This is a genomic window from Prosthecobacter sp. (genome assembly GCF_044232965.1).
Lineage (GTDB): Bacteria > Verrucomicrobiota > Verrucomicrobiia > Verrucomicrobiales > Verrucomicrobiaceae > Prosthecobacter.
Map to the genome: position 1 here is coordinate 1 of NZ_JBIIKX010000021.1, position 16,636 is coordinate 16,636.

The following is a 16,636-nucleotide window of genomic DNA, read 5'->3' on the forward strand; positions in this document are numbered from 1 at the left end:
AGTACAAGCCGCAGGAATGGAACCAGATGATCGTCGAGGTGAAAGACGGCGTGGCTCATTGCACCTGCAACGGCGAAGTCCTCGAAGCCGCGCTCGTGCTGCCTGCTACCGGCCCCATCGGCCTCGAAGGCGACCGTGGTGTGATGGAATACCGGCACATTCAGATCAAGGAAGTGGAGTCCAAGACGCTGCCGTAAGCGCCTTCGGCGCAAATGACGAATGCCGAAACCCGAATGACGAACGGAAACACCTCGTCATTCGCCCTTCGAGATTCGTCATTCGTTCACTCTGCATTTGTCATTCCCGCCATGAACCTGCCCATCCGCCCACGCCGCAATCGCCAGTCTCCCGCCATGCGCGATCTGGTGCGTGAGACCGATTTGAATCCCGGCCATCTGATCTATCCGCTCTTTCTTCAGGAAGGCGGCGAGAACACGCCGATCTCCTCCATGCCCGGCTGCTCTCGCTGGAGCCTGGATGGACTGGTGAAAGAAGCGGGAGAGGCACACGCGCTGGGCGTTCCGGCTGTGGTGCTGTTTCCGCGCATTCCGGATGAGCTGAAAACGCGTGACGCCGCCGCCTGCTTTGCCGATGACGGCCTCGTGCCGCGTGCCATCCGTGCATTGAAGGCCACGCATCCGACGCTGACGGTCATCACCGATGTGGCGCTCGATCCTTACAACAGCGACGGCCATGACGGCCTCGTGGCCGATGACGGACGCGTCTTGAATGACGAAACCGTGGCGGTGTTGCAGCAGCAGGCGCTCTGCCATGCGCGTGCGGGGGCGGACATGGTCTCGCCGAGCGACATGATGGACGGACGCGTGGCCGCGCTGCGTGAAGCGCTCGATGCGGCGGGCTTCCAGGCTGTTTCGATCATGAGTTACACGGCCAAGTATGCCAGCGCCTACTACGGGCCGTTTCGCGGAGCCTTGGACTCAGCGCCGAAGGCCGGAGACAAGAAGACGTACCAAATGGACCCGGCGAACGCACGTGAGGCGCTGCGTGAGGCAGCGTTGGATGAATCCGAAGGAGCTGACATCCTCATGGTGAAGCCTGCGGGCCCGTATCTCGACATCATCGCGAAAATTCGCGCTGCCACGTTCTTGCCCATCGCTGCGTATCAGGTCAGCGGGGAGTATTTGATGATCAAATCGGCTTCTGCGGCTGGCTGGCTCGATGAAGCGAAGATCGTTCACGAATCGCTCATCGGCATCCGCCGTGCGGGCGCGGACATGATTCTGACCTACTTCGCGAAGCAGTGGTCGGCGGCGTGGCGCTGAGTTTTTCAACGGGGGTCCACAAGCTGCACCAGCCGCGGATCGGCGGCGGGATCGAGCCAAGTGAGAACTTTCCGCAGATCCGGCTCGCTCATCGCCGTGCAGCCGGAGGTGGGGATGGTTTCGCCCTGCCAGAGGTGCATGAAGATGCAGGAGCCGAGGCCAGGGCGATTCTGCGGATTGTGGGCGATGACGGCCCCCAGCTTGTAGCAGCCGCTACTCGGAGTCATCGTTTCCGGGTTGGTCCAGTCGCAGGCGACCTCACGGTCATCGACGATCTGGTTGTAGAAGCGTGAGCGCACATCGTCGATGCCGAAGTGGTGTGAGGTGCAGTGAAGGTAGGGCAGTTTGATCCCGCTGGGGGCAGCTTCTGAGCCGAAGGCCTGGGTGATACGGAAGATGCCGATGGGCGCACAGCCATCGCCCTCTTTTTTGATGCGGACACCGGCAGCGGCGGGCAAAACAGGCTCGCCAGCGCCCCAAGCAAGTCCGTGGCGGCCGATGCGGACGGGAATGGTTTCACCAACGACAGACCAATTGCCTGTGGAGGCGCATTGCAGCATTCTGAGTTGTGCGGAGGTGCTTTGATCGTCGGCTGCGGTGACGTGAAGCACTTGCTTGCAACTCACAGGCAAGATGGAGGTGAAGTTAGGCGGCAAGGCGGCAGGAACGGGCATCCGCGCACAGGAAGCGAGAGCGAGGAGCATGACAAGCAGACGAAGCATGCGGGGAAGGGGAAAAGGCAACGCCGCAGAGTTGTGAAGCTCTGCGGCGTTGCGAATGCGTTTGGCTCATCACGCGGAGCGATGATGGCTAGCTTACCAGCCGTGGGCGTCGCGGACTTTGATCATCGCGGCGAGGATGTTGTTCCAGGTGTCCGGCGTTTCGAGCACGGCGTTGGGGAACATGCAGCCGTCCCAGCAGATGTGCTGGATGCCACGGGCGGCGGCGTCTTTGAGCCAGTAGCCGGAGGCTTTGGTGATGTCGAGCTTGCCATTCGGATCGTCAGCGCGGCAGTGCTTGCCGGTCTTGTCGTGCGAACCGGCGCCGTGGACGGTGCCGTCGTTTTGAGCGACGTGGAAGTCGATGGTCCAGGGGCGCAGCGCGTCGGTCATCTTCTCATAGGCAGCCCAGAACTCAGCCTCGCTGTAGCCTTCCTTGAGGAGGGCATGCTCAGGAGCATTGTAGCCGAGGGTGTAGAGGTAGGTGTGGGCGAGGTCGGCCTGGAAGCCGAGCGCGTTCGGCATGCCGACGCCTTCGAGGACATCAAGCATGTCTTTCCAGGAGTGCATGCCGGCCCAGCAGATTTCGCCTTCGGCGGCGAGGCGCTCGCCGTGGTCGGCGGCGATGGTGGCGGCCTTCTTGAAGGTGTCCACGATACGGGCAGTGTTTGCCTTCGGGTTTTCACGCCATTTGGCCACGCCGAACTCGGCGGAGTCGATGCGGATGACGCCGTATTTGCGGACGCCGTGCGCGTTGAAGATCTTGGCGATGCGGCAGGCCATTTTCACGGCGCTGAGGAATTTTTCCTGCTGTGCGTCGTCGCCCATGGCGGAATCACCGACGGTGCCGGGCCAGACGGGAGCCACGAGGGAACCGACGCTGAAGCCTTTGCTGGCGATGAGATCGGCGATCTTTTTCAATTCGTCGTCGCTGGCCTCAGGATTGGTGTGGGGCAGGAAGAGGAAGTAGTCGATGCCCTCAAACTTCTGGCCGCCGACGTTGGCCGCGGCGGTGAGGTCCAGCATCTTTTCGAGGCTGATCGGTGGTTCTTGGCCTTCGCCATCGCCTTTGCCGACGAGGCCGGGCCACATTGCATTGTGAAGTTTGGGTGCGGAGTTGCTCATGGTAGTTGCTTGGTTTGGGAAACGAGGCGGCGAGGTTAGCGGGAAGGTTAACGAACGCACGAACAAAGTTTGTTGAATTCGCCTGCGTAGGTTGAACAAAGATTGTCAAAGAAACGGAAACGACCGCAGAATCGTGCCTCAGGCCTCTAACCTCGTTGTATCTCATGAGCAATCCCTCCCAACATTCGCCCACAGACCGACTTCGTTTGGTCGTGGGAGTTCATTCAGCAATTTTGGTTCTAGTTCTCATTGGCATGACCCTGGTCTGGCAAAAGCTTCGTGAGTGCAGCCGTTCTCAGGAACGTGGGAACGCTGCCATTGAGCACGAACGGGCGGTTCTCGAATTGTACAAGCAGCGGTTTCAGTTCGACCCTCTGCGCCGTGTTGTAAGGCCTGCGAACATCACCTCGTGGCCCTGGCACAATCTCGATCAAATCCGCGAACCTCTTCGCATCGTGCAACCTCGCATGCTTGACTTAAACAGCTTCAAAAAGCTAACAGATCTGAATGGAATCGAGCTGTTGGTGCATTTGGAGTCGCTTCAGCTCGTCGCGTGCAAAGGTGTCAAAAGCCTCGATGCGCTGAAGAATCTGACGAATCTCCATTCCCTTAACCTTGATGGTTGTACGGGCCTGGTGGGGCGCGATGCATTTATTGGAATCGCCGGATTGGAGGAACTGAGGGAACTTCGTATGAGCGGATGCATCGGGCTTGAGAACACAGCTATGCTCGCGGGACTCAAAAACCTTCGAATGCTCTATCTGCAGAATTGTACAGGCCTTAAGGATGGCGGGCTTCAAGGGCTGGCAGGGCTTGATGGCTTGGAATCGCTGGAACTCGACGGTTGCACGGGACTGCAAGATTTGAACGCACTGGGCGGCATCAAAGGGGTGCGCTGGATGTCTCTGAGCGGCTGCTCTGCACTCAATGTGCAGGAGGCACTTCTCGCCATTTCCGGCCTGAAAGAGTTGCAGGGGCTTAATCTTGATGACTACCCGTCGCTGGATGACACAGCAACACTAGCGAAGTTTGAGAATCTTCGCGAGCTCTCCTTACAAGGATGCAGCGGTTTAAAAGGCAAAGCGTCGCTTCAGGGAATCGTTCAACTCAAAAAGCTGCTCAGACTCAACCTTTCGGCCTGTAGCGGGCTGGAAAAGGGGGATGTCGATGAGCTGAGGCAGATGTTGGGACGCAATTGCACGATTTATGGGCCGTGAGTCGATTCCACGACAAGTCTTGGATCGCGTTTGGAGCTACCCTTTAGGTCATTTCTTCTTCGGCTTAGCAACAGGCGCCGGTTTGCGCAGGACAACCGCGACAGCGTTCTGCTGCGCAGCGCCGGGTGTGCTGCGACCGTTGGCGACGAGTTGTTCGAGCTGCGCGGTCATTTTGGCGACGATCTCGGGCTTCTTGTCCTGCACGTTGGTCTTCTCGGCGATGTCGCTCTCCAAATTGTAGAGCTGCGTGTTCGGCAGACCTTTCTCGCCGGGTGAACCGGGACGTGGATCGCTCCAGCCGCCGGAACCGGCGCAGAGTTCGAGTTTCCAGTCACCTTCACGAATGGCGAAGCTGCCGTTGATGGAGTGATGGATGATGCTCTGGCGTGTGGCTTGGCCAGATTCGCCGAGCAGGGCAGGGAGGAAGCTGAAGCTGTCCTCGGCGGCGTTGTCGGGAAGTTTGACGCCTGTGATTTGAGCGACGGTGGCGGTGAAATCGGTGAGGCAGGTCAATTGGCTCGTGGTCTGGCCGCCTTTGACCTTGGCAGGCCAGCGCACGAGAAAGGGCACGCGGTGTCCGCCATCAAAGATGTCGGCCTTGTGGCCGCGCATGACGCCGCTGGGATTGTGGCCTTTCGCGATGAGCTCGGGGAAGTTCGCCTGTGGGGAGCAGCCGTTGTCACTCGTCACAATGATGAGCGTGTCACTGCCGATGCCGCTTTCTTCTGTGGCGCGCATGATTTGGCCGATGGCATCATCGGTTTCCATGACGAAGTCAGCGTAAAGACTGAGGCCGCTTTTGCCCTGCCATTCCTGGCTCGGGAGAATCGGCGTGTGCGGGGAGTTCAGCGGCATGTAGATGAAGAATGGAGCGCCCTGCTTCGCGGCGGCGGCTTTCTCCTGGATGATCTTTTTGGCGCGGGTGGTGAAGGCTGGCAGCACATCCTCGCCACGGAATCCGGGGGAGCCAGGGCCTTCGCGGGTGAAGCTCATCTTGTCGCCCGAGCCGTTCATGGCGAGCTTCATCGTCTCGGTTGGAGTCGCTGGCACACGGTCGTTTTCGATGAAGCAATACGGTACCATGTCCAGTGAGGCGCTGATTCCGAAGTAGGTGTCGAAGCCGACGCTGGTCGGTCCGTTGGTGATTGGCTGGGTGTAATCGACGTTGTTCACCTGGCCTTCTGATTCGATGCCGAGTTCGGTGACCTCGCCTTTGCGCACCCAGTCCATGCCGAGATGCCATTTGCCAACGCAGTGGGTCGAGTAGCCTTGCTCTTTGAGCATGCTGGCGACGGTCAGGCGGCCTTGCTCGATCAAACGCGGACTCAAACCGCCAAGAACGCTGCTTTGCAGCTTCGAGCGCCAGGCATAGCGGCCGGTGATGACGCCGTAACGTGTCGGCGTGCAGACGCTGGAGCCAGAGTGCGCATCAGTGAAGATCACGCCCTCCTTGGCGAGACGATCCATGTGCGGCGTGGCGATCTTGCCTTCAGGATTGAGGCATTTCACATCGCCGTAACCGAGGTCATCGCAAAGGATGAAGATGATGTTCGGTTTGTCGGCGGCGAAGGCGGCGGAGACGAGGGAGAGACACAGCAGTGCCAGGAGAGGTCGGTTCATGGTCCGACTTCAACGCGCTCAGTCCTCGGAGCTATCGAGATATTCCAGTGCCTTCGAAAAGCTGGCCTGCGTGAGAAAATGATTCAGCCGTGGCGGCAGTTGGGCGCGATGCTTTTGATGCTCGGCGCTGATCTCCTCGGAGACGGTTTTCAAGGCCTCCAAATGCGCCGCAGCATCGCGATCGCGAAACGCATGATCGGCGATGAGATCAATGCGGCGTTGCAGCAGTGTGCGGAGCGGGGCGAGGTCGGTCATCACTCAATTAGCCGGTGCTGCGATGCTTGCGTCGATTTTTTTCAGCGCCGTCCAGAGCGCCGGATCTTCGGGATGGCCGTTGAAGAGCACTTTGCCTTCGGGGGAGAGCAGGATCATGCGCGGGATCGAATCAAGCTCGAACGCTTTGCTGTAAGGCCTATCTGCCGGCTCCACGAGCCAGGGCAGGGTGGCGTTCTGCTCCTTGCGGATGCGTTCGGCGATGGACTCGGCGTTTTCATCGTCCTTGTTCACCGCAGCCACGACGATGCCATGGGCCGAGAGTTTTTCGGCCTTCTTCTTGAGCGCGGGCATCAGGTTCATGCATGGGCCGCACCACGAGGCCCAAAAGTCCAGCAGCAGCGCCTTCTTGCCGCCGAGCTGATCATTGAGCGTGGTGGCCTCGCCCATGGAATTCGTGAGCGGGATTTTCAGATCGACCACGAGGCTCTCCATCTTCGACTCCCGGCGGAATTTCTCGATGCTCTGAAGAAACACCGGCGCCTGCTGCGGATTGAGCCAGATGGCCTCTAGGATATTGCTTTTGAAGCCCGCCTCGTCTTTCGCCTCGCCCGCTTTCAGCGCCTTGATGTAGGCGGTGAAGCCTTTCGCGGCCTCCGCGCTAGGCAGCATGGCGGCGCTGGCGGAATCGAAGCTGGCAGTGAGGATTTCGACCTCGGGCAGGATTTTCACAAGGAAGGCCGTGTTCTGGTGGCGCAAGCCCCAGACGAGCTTGGCCTCAATGATCTGCTGGCGCGGCACGCCGGCCTTGTTTGCCTCTTTGGCGAGCGCTTGCAGCTCTTCCTCACTGGTTTCCTGCGCAAAGAGGCGTTGCAGCAGTGCCTTGGCCCCGGCGGCGGCTTCCTCCGGTGTTTGCGCAAGGAGCGGCGCGCCGACGAGTCCGGCGCAAAGAGTGAAAATGCGGAGCAGGGATTTCATGATGGCGAATCGTCCTGTTTTCATCGCGAGTGTCGAGCGGAAAGTCAGCTTCACAGGGTTGTCTGAAAGATGACGTGCGTGGCGGGCGACTCCTGAGCCCTGATTCAACCATGAAACACACTCTCTTACTCACTTGCATGCTCGCGGCGGCCACGCTGGCCTCGGCGGCCGACAACACCCCGCCGGAAGGCTTCACCGCGTTGTTCAACGGCAACAACCTTTCCGGTTGGTATGGCTGGGGCACGCAGGATCCCGCCGACCTCTGGAAAATGACGCCCGAGGAGCGGGATGCCTACAAGAAGAAGTCCATCGACGGCGGCCTCACTGATGCCAAGGGCAACGACAAAGGCGACCACCTCAATGCCCATTGGAAGGTCGAGAACGGCGAGCTCGTCAATGACGGCAAAGGCTTGTACCTCACCACCGACAAGGACTATGGCGACTTCGAGATGTATGTCGATTACAAGATGCTCCCGCTCGGTGACAGCGGCATCTATCTGCGCGGCATCCCGCAGGTGCAAATCTGGGACTTCACCGAGAAAGATGAAAAAGCTGTCTCCCTCGGCAAGCCCTTCGGCTCCGGCGGACTCTGGAACAACAAGAACCCCGAGGGCAAGAACCCGCTCAAGCTCATGGACAAGCCCCTGGGCGAGTGGAACACCTTCCACATCAAGATGATCGGTGAGCGCGTCACCATCACCTTCAATGGTGAGGTCGTGGTGAAGAACGCCGTGCTGGAAAACTTCTTCGCCAACCGCAAGGCCGGCTACCAGGCCTACGGCAAGGTCGAGGCCAAGGATGGCGACGCGAAAAAGCCCAACGGCTGGATGGTTGATCCCGTCTATGCGAAAGGCCCGATCCAACTCCAAACCCACGGCAGCGAGATCCGCTGGAAGAATGTCTTCATCCGCGAAATCCCCGCCGAAGAGGCGAACAAAGAGCTGGCTGGCAACTGGGCCGAGGAAGGCTTCACCGAGCTGATCAACGGCAAAGACCTCAGCAACTGGCAGGGCGCGGTCGAGAACTACGAGGTCGTGGACGGCGCTGTGGTCTGCAAGCAGGGCAAGGGTGGTGATCTCCTTACTAAGGAAGAATTCGAGAACGGCATCATCCGCGTCGAGTTCAAGCTGCCCAAGGCCGGCAACAACGGCATCGCGCTGCGCACGCCGCTCGGAGGTCACTCCGCCTCGGACGGTCTTGAACTTCAGGTGATCGACAGCGACGGCTACAACGAGAAGCAGGCCGCTGCGGGCAAGCCTGGCCTCAAGCCTGAGCAGTATCACGGCTCGCTCTACCACTGTGTTGGTGCCAAGCATGGTTACCTGCGTCCCGTGGGCGAGTGGAACTTCCAGGAGATCGAAATCCAGGGCCAGAAGATCAAGGTCACGCTCAACGGCACCAAGATCCTCGACGTGGACATCAGCACCTTCGACCGCAGCCAGATCGCCCATCCGCCGAAGGGTCTCGACCACACCAAGGGCTACATCGGCTTCGCTGGTCACAGCGATCCAGTGGCCTTCCGCAGCTTCAAGGTGAAGAAGCAGTGATTCGGCGCTTCAGCATTGAGTGATTCCCATCTGCCAGACCGCAAGGTCTGGCAGATTTTTTATGCAAAGCTCGCGCCGCGCAGCCAAACAAAAGGGGCGTGCCCGCAGATGCGGACACGCCCCGTGAGCGGGAAGGGGAAGATTACTTGGCGTTCTTCACGCTGGAGAAGATTTTGCCGAGGGTTTCCAGGCTCTTCTCGCTGTCTTTCTTCGAAATCCAGTAGGTGATGGTCAGCACCTTGCCGTCGCCCACTTCAGAGAAGAGGAAACCGACGACCGCCGGGCCCCACTCCTTGCTTTCAGCGGACCAGGAGATGCGGCTCCACTTGCGACCGGCGTCTTCAAAGTCTTTTTCCTCTTTGGTGGCGGCATCCACCTTCACTTCGTGATCTTTCACCAGCCACTCGAGGCTGCCTTCGATCGCGGCTTCCATTTCCTTTTCATCCGCCACGATTTCAAGGAACAGCGTTGCCACGTTGTCCGGGGATTCGGCCAGCACGCCGCCTTCATCTTCTTCGGGCTCCCAGTCGTCCGGGATGGTCACCGTGGCCGCTGGCTTGTCGGCTGGGATCTTGATGGTGCCGGCCGGGGCCAGCGAGGTGAACAGGGTAAGAACGAGGGTGGCGAGAGCGAGGGTGTTTTTCATGGGGGGGTGGGATGTGCGAGGGGTGCAGGACCGGTTCATCGGTCCTCTGCACCTTCCTGCAAGGGCAATCATGACGCGTTTGTTGTTTTGAAAATTCGCGCCTTTGTCAAAAAAAAGAAGCGGGGCGGATCACCCGATCCGCCCCGCTTCTTTTGAGTGAGTACCAACAGCCATGCAGGAACCACTATCTGAAATGTTCGATCCGCAGCCTGGTGCCGCTCTCTTGATCTGGTGTGAGATTCGCACAGATCTGAAGCGATGTGTCAGACGGATGTAAAACTTTGGCAAAGAAGATGAAATCCCACAGGCGCGGCCCGCTCCCGCGCTGCTGGGATAAATGCAGGTGGCGAGGAGTTCGTCATTTTCTTCTCGTCGATTTGGCCTACATCCTGCCTGTTCACAGATTGCATTGCCAGCCGCCATGAATTCTTGGATCGCCCTTCTTTCCGCCACCGTTTGCCTTTTCACCCTCACAGGGTGCGATACCCTGAAGCCGCCGGCTCAGCGGGCGCAAAAGAGCAAAGAGGAGCGCGTGCTGCAGGTCAAACGGCCCGCCATGGCTGAACCGGTGATCCTGGACGTGGTGGAACTGCCGGAGGACAAGGAACCCACCATGTGGGACATTGCCCAGACCTTTCCCGCCTACGATTGGTCCATCAATGTCTTCCACCGCGACGGGCTGACCAAGGAAGAGGACGACCGCTTCCTGCTCGAAGGTGACGGCTCCCAAACCAAGGTCGAAATCAAAAAAATCTCCGAAAAGGAGCCTCTCAAGGTCGAAATGGCCATCGGTCCCATCCATGACGGCTTTGGCTTCCGGAAACCGCGACTGCACTACGCTTTCAAGCGCGTCAAAGGCGGCTGGAAGCGCCAGGCCTGGCATGTGACCTACCACGGCCCCTCGACTGGCGACGGCGAGGAAACCCCGCCGCTCAGCGAGGAGGAGAACCGCGAGAAGATCGAAAAAATCACCGGCAAGCCCTATGTGGACGAGGTCGAACTGGCCAGCCAGGTGAGCGAGCCAATGATGTAAGCATAAACGAAGCGCGAGTCAGGCGGAGGATTTTCAAACCTCTCATGAGACGCGGATTTCGGCAGTTCTTCGCCCCAGCAGGCGGAATCATGGTCGTAGGCTAATAGGAGATGTTGGTTGGTCGTTCCTGCGTGCCCACGCTGAGTCAGAGACATCTTGGGACGGTGTCAGTGATCGAAGCCTGTCCTGCTCACGGATCTGCCGCAGAGGCAGAGGTGCGGAGAGGTTGGCCTGCGGAGCACGTTGAAGGACGGAATCGGATTCATAGCAGATCCCAATTCATGCCTTCCGTGTCATCCCGCGTGTGCCGCATGCGATCAAGGGATTAGGTATAGGAGGGCGGAGGTGGGGCTGGTGGTGAGGGCTGCGTGGCAGCGGGGACTGCGGTGCTTCATTTTCCACGCATGTCGAGTGCATCAACGTTACCGGGCGTGGTTTCGGCAATGGCCGCGAAATTAAATCCCAACGGCGTGTGCCAGGCGGCCTCGCAACTGGCACCGCTGATCGGCCGCACTCAGGACTCGACGATGAAGCACCTGCTGGAGATGAAGGCGGCGGGCCTGGTGACGATGGCGCGTGATTCGGTGCATGCTCTACACGCTGAGCCCTGCCGTCGTCGTGCGGCGCACGGAGGCAGGGCTGGAGATGGACTTCGACTGCTGCTTGATGCGTGTGAAGTAAGGCCGACACTCCTGCCGCCATGCTCTCCCTCGACCTCTGCACCTTTGATCCCGGCCTGCGCGTCAAATCCCCCTCGGCCTTTGCCGCCGAGGTGACGGAATGTGTGGAGACGTCGTGGGACGACGGTGCGGACATCGTGCTGCTGCCGGAGTTCACCTGGATGGGCCTGGAGCCGCTGGTGGAGCCGCCAACCCTGCGACGGGTGGCTGAGTGTTTCTGGGGCGAGCTGTTTCCGACGCTGAAGTCGCTGCTCTGCCGCCCGGAAAAGGCGGTGGTGCTGGGTACGGTGCCGTTTTGGGACGCGGAGCGTGAGGTGCTGCACAACCGGGCGCCGATTCTGCTGGGAGATCGTGTGCTGTATCAGGACAAGCTGCATCTGACGCCGTGGGAGAGTGCGTTTGCCCCAGGGAAAGAAGTGCGGCTGTGGGAGTTTGAGGGGCTGCGTTTTGCGGTGGTGATCTGTCTGGACATCGAGATTCCAGAACTGAGCGCTCGCCTGCGTGGCGCGGGTGTCGATGTGATACTGGTTCCCAGTGCCACGGAGACGGTGCTGGGCGTCGAGCGCGTGGACCGTTGTGCTTCGGCGCGTGCGGTGGAACTGGGCTGCGTGGTCGGGGTCAGCCATCTGACCGGGAAAGCGGCGTCAGAATTGATCGACGAGAACGTGGGGCGCACGGCGGTTTATTTTCCCTCCCAGGCGGCGTTTCGTGACTCGCCGCGCTGGGTTGAGGGGGAGATCGTGGCGGCTGGCATTCACAAGCAGCGGGTGCTGATCGAACCGCGTGCACTGGAGAGGATGCGCCGCATGCGGCAGGAGACGAACCCCTCGTTGCTGTCGGTCTCGCCACACTTTGAGATCGTGCAGGAGTGATCCGCAGGATTTCTCAGGCCCGTGACTTCGTTTTGACCGAGGTCTGGCCGACGACTTTGGACTCGGGCTGAGACACCGCCGTGGGAGCCTTGTAAAGGATCGTTGCCGGTCCGAGTTTCGTCTTGGCCTTCGCCTCGTTTTCCTCGGCGCGCTTTTTTTCGCCTTCGCTCGGGACGACTTTCGCGATTTCGATCGGCAGAGCCTGCGAGTCAGGCATTTGAAGGGCTGGGGAACCATCGTCGGCGACAGGCGGTTCCTCGGCACCGCGGGGCAGGTGGCTTTTGGTGATGACTACGTTGGCGCCGATGTTCACGGTGTTGAAAAGATCGACCACATCCTTCATGCCCATACGCACACAGCCGTAGCTGGCCGGACGACCGAGGTTTTTTTCCTCAGGGGTGCCATGGATGTAAATGAAGCGGTTGAAGGTGTTGCGGTTGGTCCTCTCGGTGCCTTTGAGCCAGAGAATGCGTGATACGATAGGGTCGCGCCCTGGAGCGTTCGGCTTCAAAACCTCGCCATTCCAGCGGCGGCTTTTCAAGACCGCTCCTGCAGGCAGTCCATGGCCGATTTTGGCCACAATCTGGCATTTGCCCAAGGGGGTGCGGTTACTGCCCTGCTGGTCTCCCAGACCGAACTTCGAGGTGGAGATGTCGTATTGCTTCGCGAGTTTTCCATCCGTGCTGTAAAGACCGAGCTTCTGATCTTTCACACTGACAACCACGGCACCCTTGGGTGCAGTGGAGGTGCATTGGCTGAGACATCCGACCACCGTCAAACAAACAGCCACCTTGAGCAGGCGTGCTGTTAATTGGAGTGATTCGGGAGTCCGTTCAAAAAACTGCATGTTATAAAAAGAATGATACAAACCAAGATATTCGCAACTCCGAAATACCATGGTTCTAAACGTTGTTCGCAGGCTTTCTTTCGCAAGAGTCGTGCCATTTGGGCGATTCATGCCTTGCCCGACGGGTTGGAAAGCCCTCTGATGGGCCATTAATAACCATTGTGCCCATCATGAACGACGCCCCCCTTGTCATCCGTGCCTACCGTGAAAGCGACCTGCCCGAACTGCGACGCATCACAGTGGAATCCTTCGGCAGCGTGGCCTTGGAGCAGATGTTGGAGCATAAGTTTGGCATCTGGAACGGTCGTGACTGGAAGTCCCGTAAGGCCGACCACATCGACGATGACGTGGTCGCATGCCCGGAGGGTTGTTTCGTCGCCGAACGTGAGGGGGAGATTCTGGGCTACATCACCGTGCGCATCGACCACCGCAATGCCAAGGGACGCATTCCGAATCTGGCGGTGGTCGAGGCCGCCCGAGGATTGGGGCTTGGGCGCCGGTTGATCCAGCACGCGCTCGACTTTATGAAGGATGCGGGCATGAAGCTCGCCCAGATCGAAACCATGGCCTCCAATGCCATCGGCCAGCACCTTTACCCGAGCTGCGGATTTGAGGAAGTCGGCCGTCAGGTTCACTACGCGATGAAGCTGTGATCCCTCTGCGGGTTTGCATTGTCCGGCAAACTGGCCGATAAACCCAGCTTCATCTCTCCAGACACACGCTTGTGACCACCCCCCGCCGCACCGAACACGCCCCCAAGAAACCCTCCATGCTCAGCCGTCTCAAGTCCGGCCTGAAAAAGGTTCTGCGCCTCGGTAAAGGCAAGAAAGCAGAAAACAAGGACCACGCCAAAGAGCCGCCGCATCACGCGCCCACCATTCATGCGCACAAGCGCCCGCATGACGCCCCCGGAGAGCACAAACCACAAGGTGAACGCCCCGCCCGCTTTGAAAAACGCGATGACCGCCCTCGCCGCGCCCCCACGGGCGAACGCGATGACCGCCCTCGCCGTGCCCCCACAGGCGAACGCGTTGAGCGCCCAGAGCGTGGCCCCCGCCCGCCTCGTGGCCGTGAGCGTGGTGAACGCCCCGGTGGTGGTGGACGTGAACGCGGTCCGCGCGAGGAACGCCCTGCCCGCGAAAATCATGCGGCCGTCGCCCCGCCTGCCGCGCCACCCGTGCCGGAAGGCCCGTATCCCGAGGCCTTTGAAGTCCTCGGTCTTTCCCCCGCCGTCCTCGCCGCCGTGCGTGAGACGGGCTACGAAAAGCCCACGGAGATCCAGGCAAAATCCATTCCCATTATCCTGACCGGCAGGGATGTTGTCGGTGCCTCCCAAACCGGCACTGGCAAGACCGCCGCCTTTGCTCTCCCGACGCTGACCCGCCTCGGCGCTCCCGGTAAATTCCGTGTCCTCGTGCTCGAACCCGTGCGCGAACTCGCTGCCCAGGTCGTCGAGCAGTTTGAAAAATACGGCAAGCACACCGGCCTGCGCGTCCTGCTCGTCCACGGCGGCGTCGGTTATGAAAAGCAGCGCAAAGGCCTCCAGGAAGGTGTCGATGTCGTCGTCGCCACTCCAGGCCGCCTACTTGACTTCATGGGCGAGGGCATCGCCGATCTGCGCAACGTCGAAGTCCTCATCCTCGATGAGGTGGACCGCATGCTCGACATGGGCTTCCTCCCCGACGTGCGCCGCATCGTCGAAAAGACACCTGCCACGCGTCAGACGCTGTTCTTCTCGGCCACCATGCCGCCACAGATCAAGAATCTTGCTGATTTCGCCCTCAAAGACCCCGAAAGCGTCGAAGTCGGCATCCGCTTCTCCGCCGCCGAGACCGTCAGCCACTACATGTATCCCGTGGCCAGCGATCAACGTGAGGAATTGCTGCTTGCGATCCTGAAGCAGACCCATTTCGAGAGCGTCATGATCTTTACCCGCACCAAGGCGCAGGCCGATCAGGTCTTCTCCGCCATCGACCGCCTCGGCGAATACAAAGCCGCCGTCATGCACAGCGACATCGGCCAGAAGGACCGTGAACGCGCCCTCCAGGGCTTCCGCAGCGGTGAGTTTGAAATCATCGTCGCCACCGACCTCGCCGCTCGTGGTATTGATGTCAGCGGTGTCACCCATGTGATCAACTACATGGTCCCTGAGCATTCCGAGGATTATGTTCACCGCATCGGTCGTACCGGTCGTGCGCAGAAAGAGGGCGACGCTTTCACCATCTTCTCCGCCGATGAACTCATGAACGTCGCCTCCATCGAACGCCTCATTGGTCAGAAGATCGAGCGTCGGAAACTTGACGGCTTCAGCTACAAATACACCACCGCCCTCGACGACGAGGACCGCGCCCGCGCCATCCTCACCGGCAAGAAAAAGAAACGGCGGCGGTAAACTTGGCCCTCGCGGCCTGGGCGTGTTTTCATCGACCGCTCTAGCTGCCTCCGCTCCAGTTTTCCAATGATCGGGCTGTCTCACGGGCGGGGCTTGCGCAAAGCTCAGGTCGGGATGTGACGGATGATCCGTCAAACGAAGCCCCCCTTGCACCCGGCCCGAATCTTGCTCCCTTCGGGCGCTCAACTCCCAAACATCCACATCTAAGATGCCCGTCGCCACTCCCGCCCAATACCGTGCCATGCTCGATGCCGCCCAGAAAGGCGGATACGCTTATCCTGCGATCAACGTCACCTCCATCACCACGATCAATGGTGCCTTGAAGGCCTTCGCGGAGTCCAAGTCCGACGGTATCATCCAGGTTTCCACCGGCGGTGGTGAGTTCGCTTCTGGCACCGCCCTCAAGGATCAGGCCTTTGGTGCCATCGTCCTCGCTGAGGCCGCGCATCGCCTCGCGGAAAAGTACAACATCCTCGTCGGCCTCCACACCGACCACTGCCAGCCGAAGAAGGTGGACAGCTTCCTTAAGCCCCTCATCGCCGAAACCGCCAAGCGCCGCGCTGCGGGCCTCAACAACCTCTTCCAGAGCCACATGCTCGACGCCTCGGAGCTGCCCCTCGCTGAGAACATGCGCCTTTCCAAGGAACTCCTCGCCGAATGCGTGAAGCACGAGATCATCCTCGAAGTCGAAGCCGGCGTCGTCGGTGGTGAGGAAGACGGGCATGACACCAGCGGTGTCGCCGCCGACAAGCTCTACACCACGCCCGAAGACATGGTCGAAGTGTATGAATCCCTCAGCGGCATCGGCCGCTTCATGTTCGCCGCCACCTTTGGCAACGTCCATGGCTCCTACAAGCCAGGCGCGGTCAAACTCAAGCCCACCATCCTCAAGGACGGCCAGGTCGCCGTCACCGCCAAACACGGTGCGGCAGCCGAGATGGACCTCGTCTTCCACGGCGGTTCCGGCTCCCTGCTCGAAGAGATCCGCGAGACCCTCGGCTACGGCGTCGTGAAGATGAACATCGACACCGACACCCAGTACGCCTTCACCCGCCCGATCGTGGACCACATGATGAAAAACTACGCCGGCGTCCTCAAGATCGACGGCGAAGTCGGCGACAAGAAGACCTACGACCCACGCTCCTACCTCAAGAAAGGCGAGCAAGGCCTCTGCGACCGCATGAAGGAAGCCTGCAACGACCTCCTCAGCACCGGCAAGACCATCTTCGGCACCGTCTGATCACCGTAGAACGAACTTCCAAGTTCGTTCCACCCTCATCACCTCCCACGAGGGCCATGCATCCGCATGGCCCTTTTTTGTGTCTTGGTGGTTGGCAGTCTTCATCAGTTTGGCAAGACCCCGAAAGCGCGGGCGACGATCCAAGTGTTGTGAATCAATGATGCCGAAGTTGTAGCGCCGCTTGAGAGCTTGCGGGAGGAAGGCGTGCGTATCGAGTAACCCTT

16 protein-coding genes are annotated in these 16,636 nt (G+C 59.9%); 9 read left to right on the forward strand and 7 right to left on the reverse strand.

Features of this window, described 5'->3' with window-relative positions; all coding sequences use genetic code 11:
- Positions 1-197, forward strand: a 197-nt coding sequence (locus ACILSI_RS11065; protein ID WP_395721939.1) for a family 16 glycoside hydrolase, incomplete at its 5' end; no start/stop codon positions are given.
- A gap of 111 nt (positions 198-308) precedes the next feature.
- Positions 309-1,283, forward strand: coding sequence for a porphobilinogen synthase (gene hemB, locus ACILSI_RS11070; RefSeq protein ID WP_395721940.1), 975 nt, complete (start codon positions 309-311; stop codon positions 1,281-1,283).
- A 5-nt stretch (positions 1,284-1,288) separates the two neighbouring features.
- Here hemB and ACILSI_RS11075 read toward each other — a convergent pair whose 3' ends face one another.
- The gene (locus ACILSI_RS11075) at positions 1,289-2,005 is read right to left on the reverse strand and encodes a L,D-transpeptidase (protein WP_395721941.1); all 717 of its coding nucleotides are present in this window, start codon (positions 2,003-2,005) and stop codon (positions 1,289-1,291) included.
- Positions 2,006-2,098: 93 nt separating this feature from the next.
- The gene (locus tag ACILSI_RS11080; RefSeq protein WP_395721942.1) at positions 2,099-3,127 is read right to left on the reverse strand and encodes a sugar phosphate isomerase/epimerase family protein; all 1,029 of its coding nucleotides are present in this window, start codon (positions 3,125-3,127) and stop codon (positions 2,099-2,101) included.
- 164 nt (positions 3,128-3,291) lie between these two features.
- Between ACILSI_RS11080 and ACILSI_RS11085 the strand changes: the two genes are divergently transcribed.
- The gene (locus tag ACILSI_RS11085; RefSeq protein ID WP_395721943.1) at positions 3,292-4,344 is read left to right on the forward strand and encodes a hypothetical protein; all 1,053 of its coding nucleotides are present in this window, start codon (positions 3,292-3,294) and stop codon (positions 4,342-4,344) included.
- A gap of 48 nt (positions 4,345-4,392) precedes the next feature.
- Here ACILSI_RS11085 and ACILSI_RS11090 read toward each other — a convergent pair whose 3' ends face one another.
- Genes ACILSI_RS11090 through ACILSI_RS11100 form a run of 3 tightly spaced genes read right to left on the reverse strand, consistent with a single transcriptional unit; the run spans position 4,393 to position 7,155 of the window.
- Complete coding sequence (locus tag ACILSI_RS11090; RefSeq protein ID WP_395721944.1) at positions 4,393-5,964, reverse strand: arylsulfatase; 1,572 nt, start codon at positions 5,962-5,964, stop codon at positions 4,393-4,395.
- An 18-nt stretch (positions 5,965-5,982) separates the two neighbouring features.
- A complete protein-coding gene (locus tag ACILSI_RS11095; protein ID WP_395721945.1) occupies positions 5,983-6,219 on the reverse strand; it encodes a hypothetical protein in 237 nt (78 codons plus the stop codon).
- Between the two features lie 3 nt (positions 6,220-6,222).
- Positions 6,223-7,155 carry a TlpA family protein disulfide reductase gene (locus tag ACILSI_RS11100; RefSeq protein ID WP_395721946.1) on the reverse strand — a complete coding sequence of 311 codons (933 nt, stop codon included), beginning with the start codon at positions 7,153-7,155 and terminating at the stop codon, positions 6,223-6,225.
- A 110-nt stretch (positions 7,156-7,265) separates the two neighbouring features.
- On the opposite strand from ACILSI_RS11100, the gene ACILSI_RS11105 reads away from it, so the two are divergent.
- A complete protein-coding gene (locus ACILSI_RS11105) occupies positions 7,266-8,702 on the forward strand; it encodes a DUF1080 domain-containing protein (protein ID WP_395721947.1) in 1,437 nt (478 codons plus the stop codon).
- Positions 8,703-8,844: 142 nt separating this feature from the next.
- Here the strand turns inward: ACILSI_RS11105 and ACILSI_RS11110 are convergent, their stop codons facing one another.
- Complete coding sequence (locus ACILSI_RS11110; protein ID WP_395721948.1) at positions 8,845-9,348, reverse strand: hypothetical protein; 504 nt, start codon at positions 9,346-9,348, stop codon at positions 8,845-8,847.
- Positions 9,349-9,769: 421 nt separating this feature from the next.
- Here ACILSI_RS11110 and ACILSI_RS11115 point away from each other — a divergent pair, with 421 nt between their 5' ends.
- Positions 9,770-10,381: a hypothetical protein gene (locus ACILSI_RS11115; protein WP_395721949.1), complete on the forward strand. Its 612-nt coding sequence runs from the start codon at positions 9,770-9,772 to the stop codon at positions 10,379-10,381.
- A gap of 700 nt (positions 10,382-11,081) precedes the next feature.
- The gene (locus ACILSI_RS11120; RefSeq protein WP_395721950.1) at positions 11,082-11,933 is read left to right on the forward strand and encodes a nitrilase-related carbon-nitrogen hydrolase; all 852 of its coding nucleotides are present in this window, start codon (positions 11,082-11,084) and stop codon (positions 11,931-11,933) included.
- Positions 11,934-11,946: 13 nt separating this feature from the next.
- Here ACILSI_RS11120 and ACILSI_RS11125 read toward each other — a convergent pair whose 3' ends face one another.
- Positions 11,947-12,930, reverse strand: coding sequence for a L,D-transpeptidase (locus ACILSI_RS11125; RefSeq protein WP_395721951.1), 984 nt, complete (start codon positions 12,928-12,930; stop codon positions 11,947-11,949).
- Between the two features lie 20 nt (positions 12,931-12,950).
- Here ACILSI_RS11125 and ACILSI_RS11130 point away from each other — a divergent pair, with 20 nt between their 5' ends.
- The 3 genes from ACILSI_RS11130 (at position 12,951) to fbaA (ending at position 16,412) form a co-directional block, all read left to right on the forward strand.
- Positions 12,951-13,433, forward strand: a complete 483-nt coding sequence (locus tag ACILSI_RS11130) for a GNAT family N-acetyltransferase (protein ID WP_395721952.1) — start codon at positions 12,951-12,953, stop codon at positions 13,431-13,433.
- A gap of 116 nt (positions 13,434-13,549) precedes the next feature.
- Positions 13,550-15,172, forward strand: coding sequence for a DEAD/DEAH box helicase (locus ACILSI_RS11135; protein WP_395721953.1), 1,623 nt, complete (start codon positions 13,550-13,552; stop codon positions 15,170-15,172).
- Positions 15,173-15,380: 208 nt separating this feature from the next.
- The gene (gene fbaA / locus ACILSI_RS11140; RefSeq protein WP_395721954.1) at positions 15,381-16,412 is read left to right on the forward strand and encodes a class II fructose-bisphosphate aldolase; all 1,032 of its coding nucleotides are present in this window, start codon (positions 15,381-15,383) and stop codon (positions 16,410-16,412) included.
- The last annotated feature ends 224 nt before the right edge of the window (positions 16,413-16,636 follow it).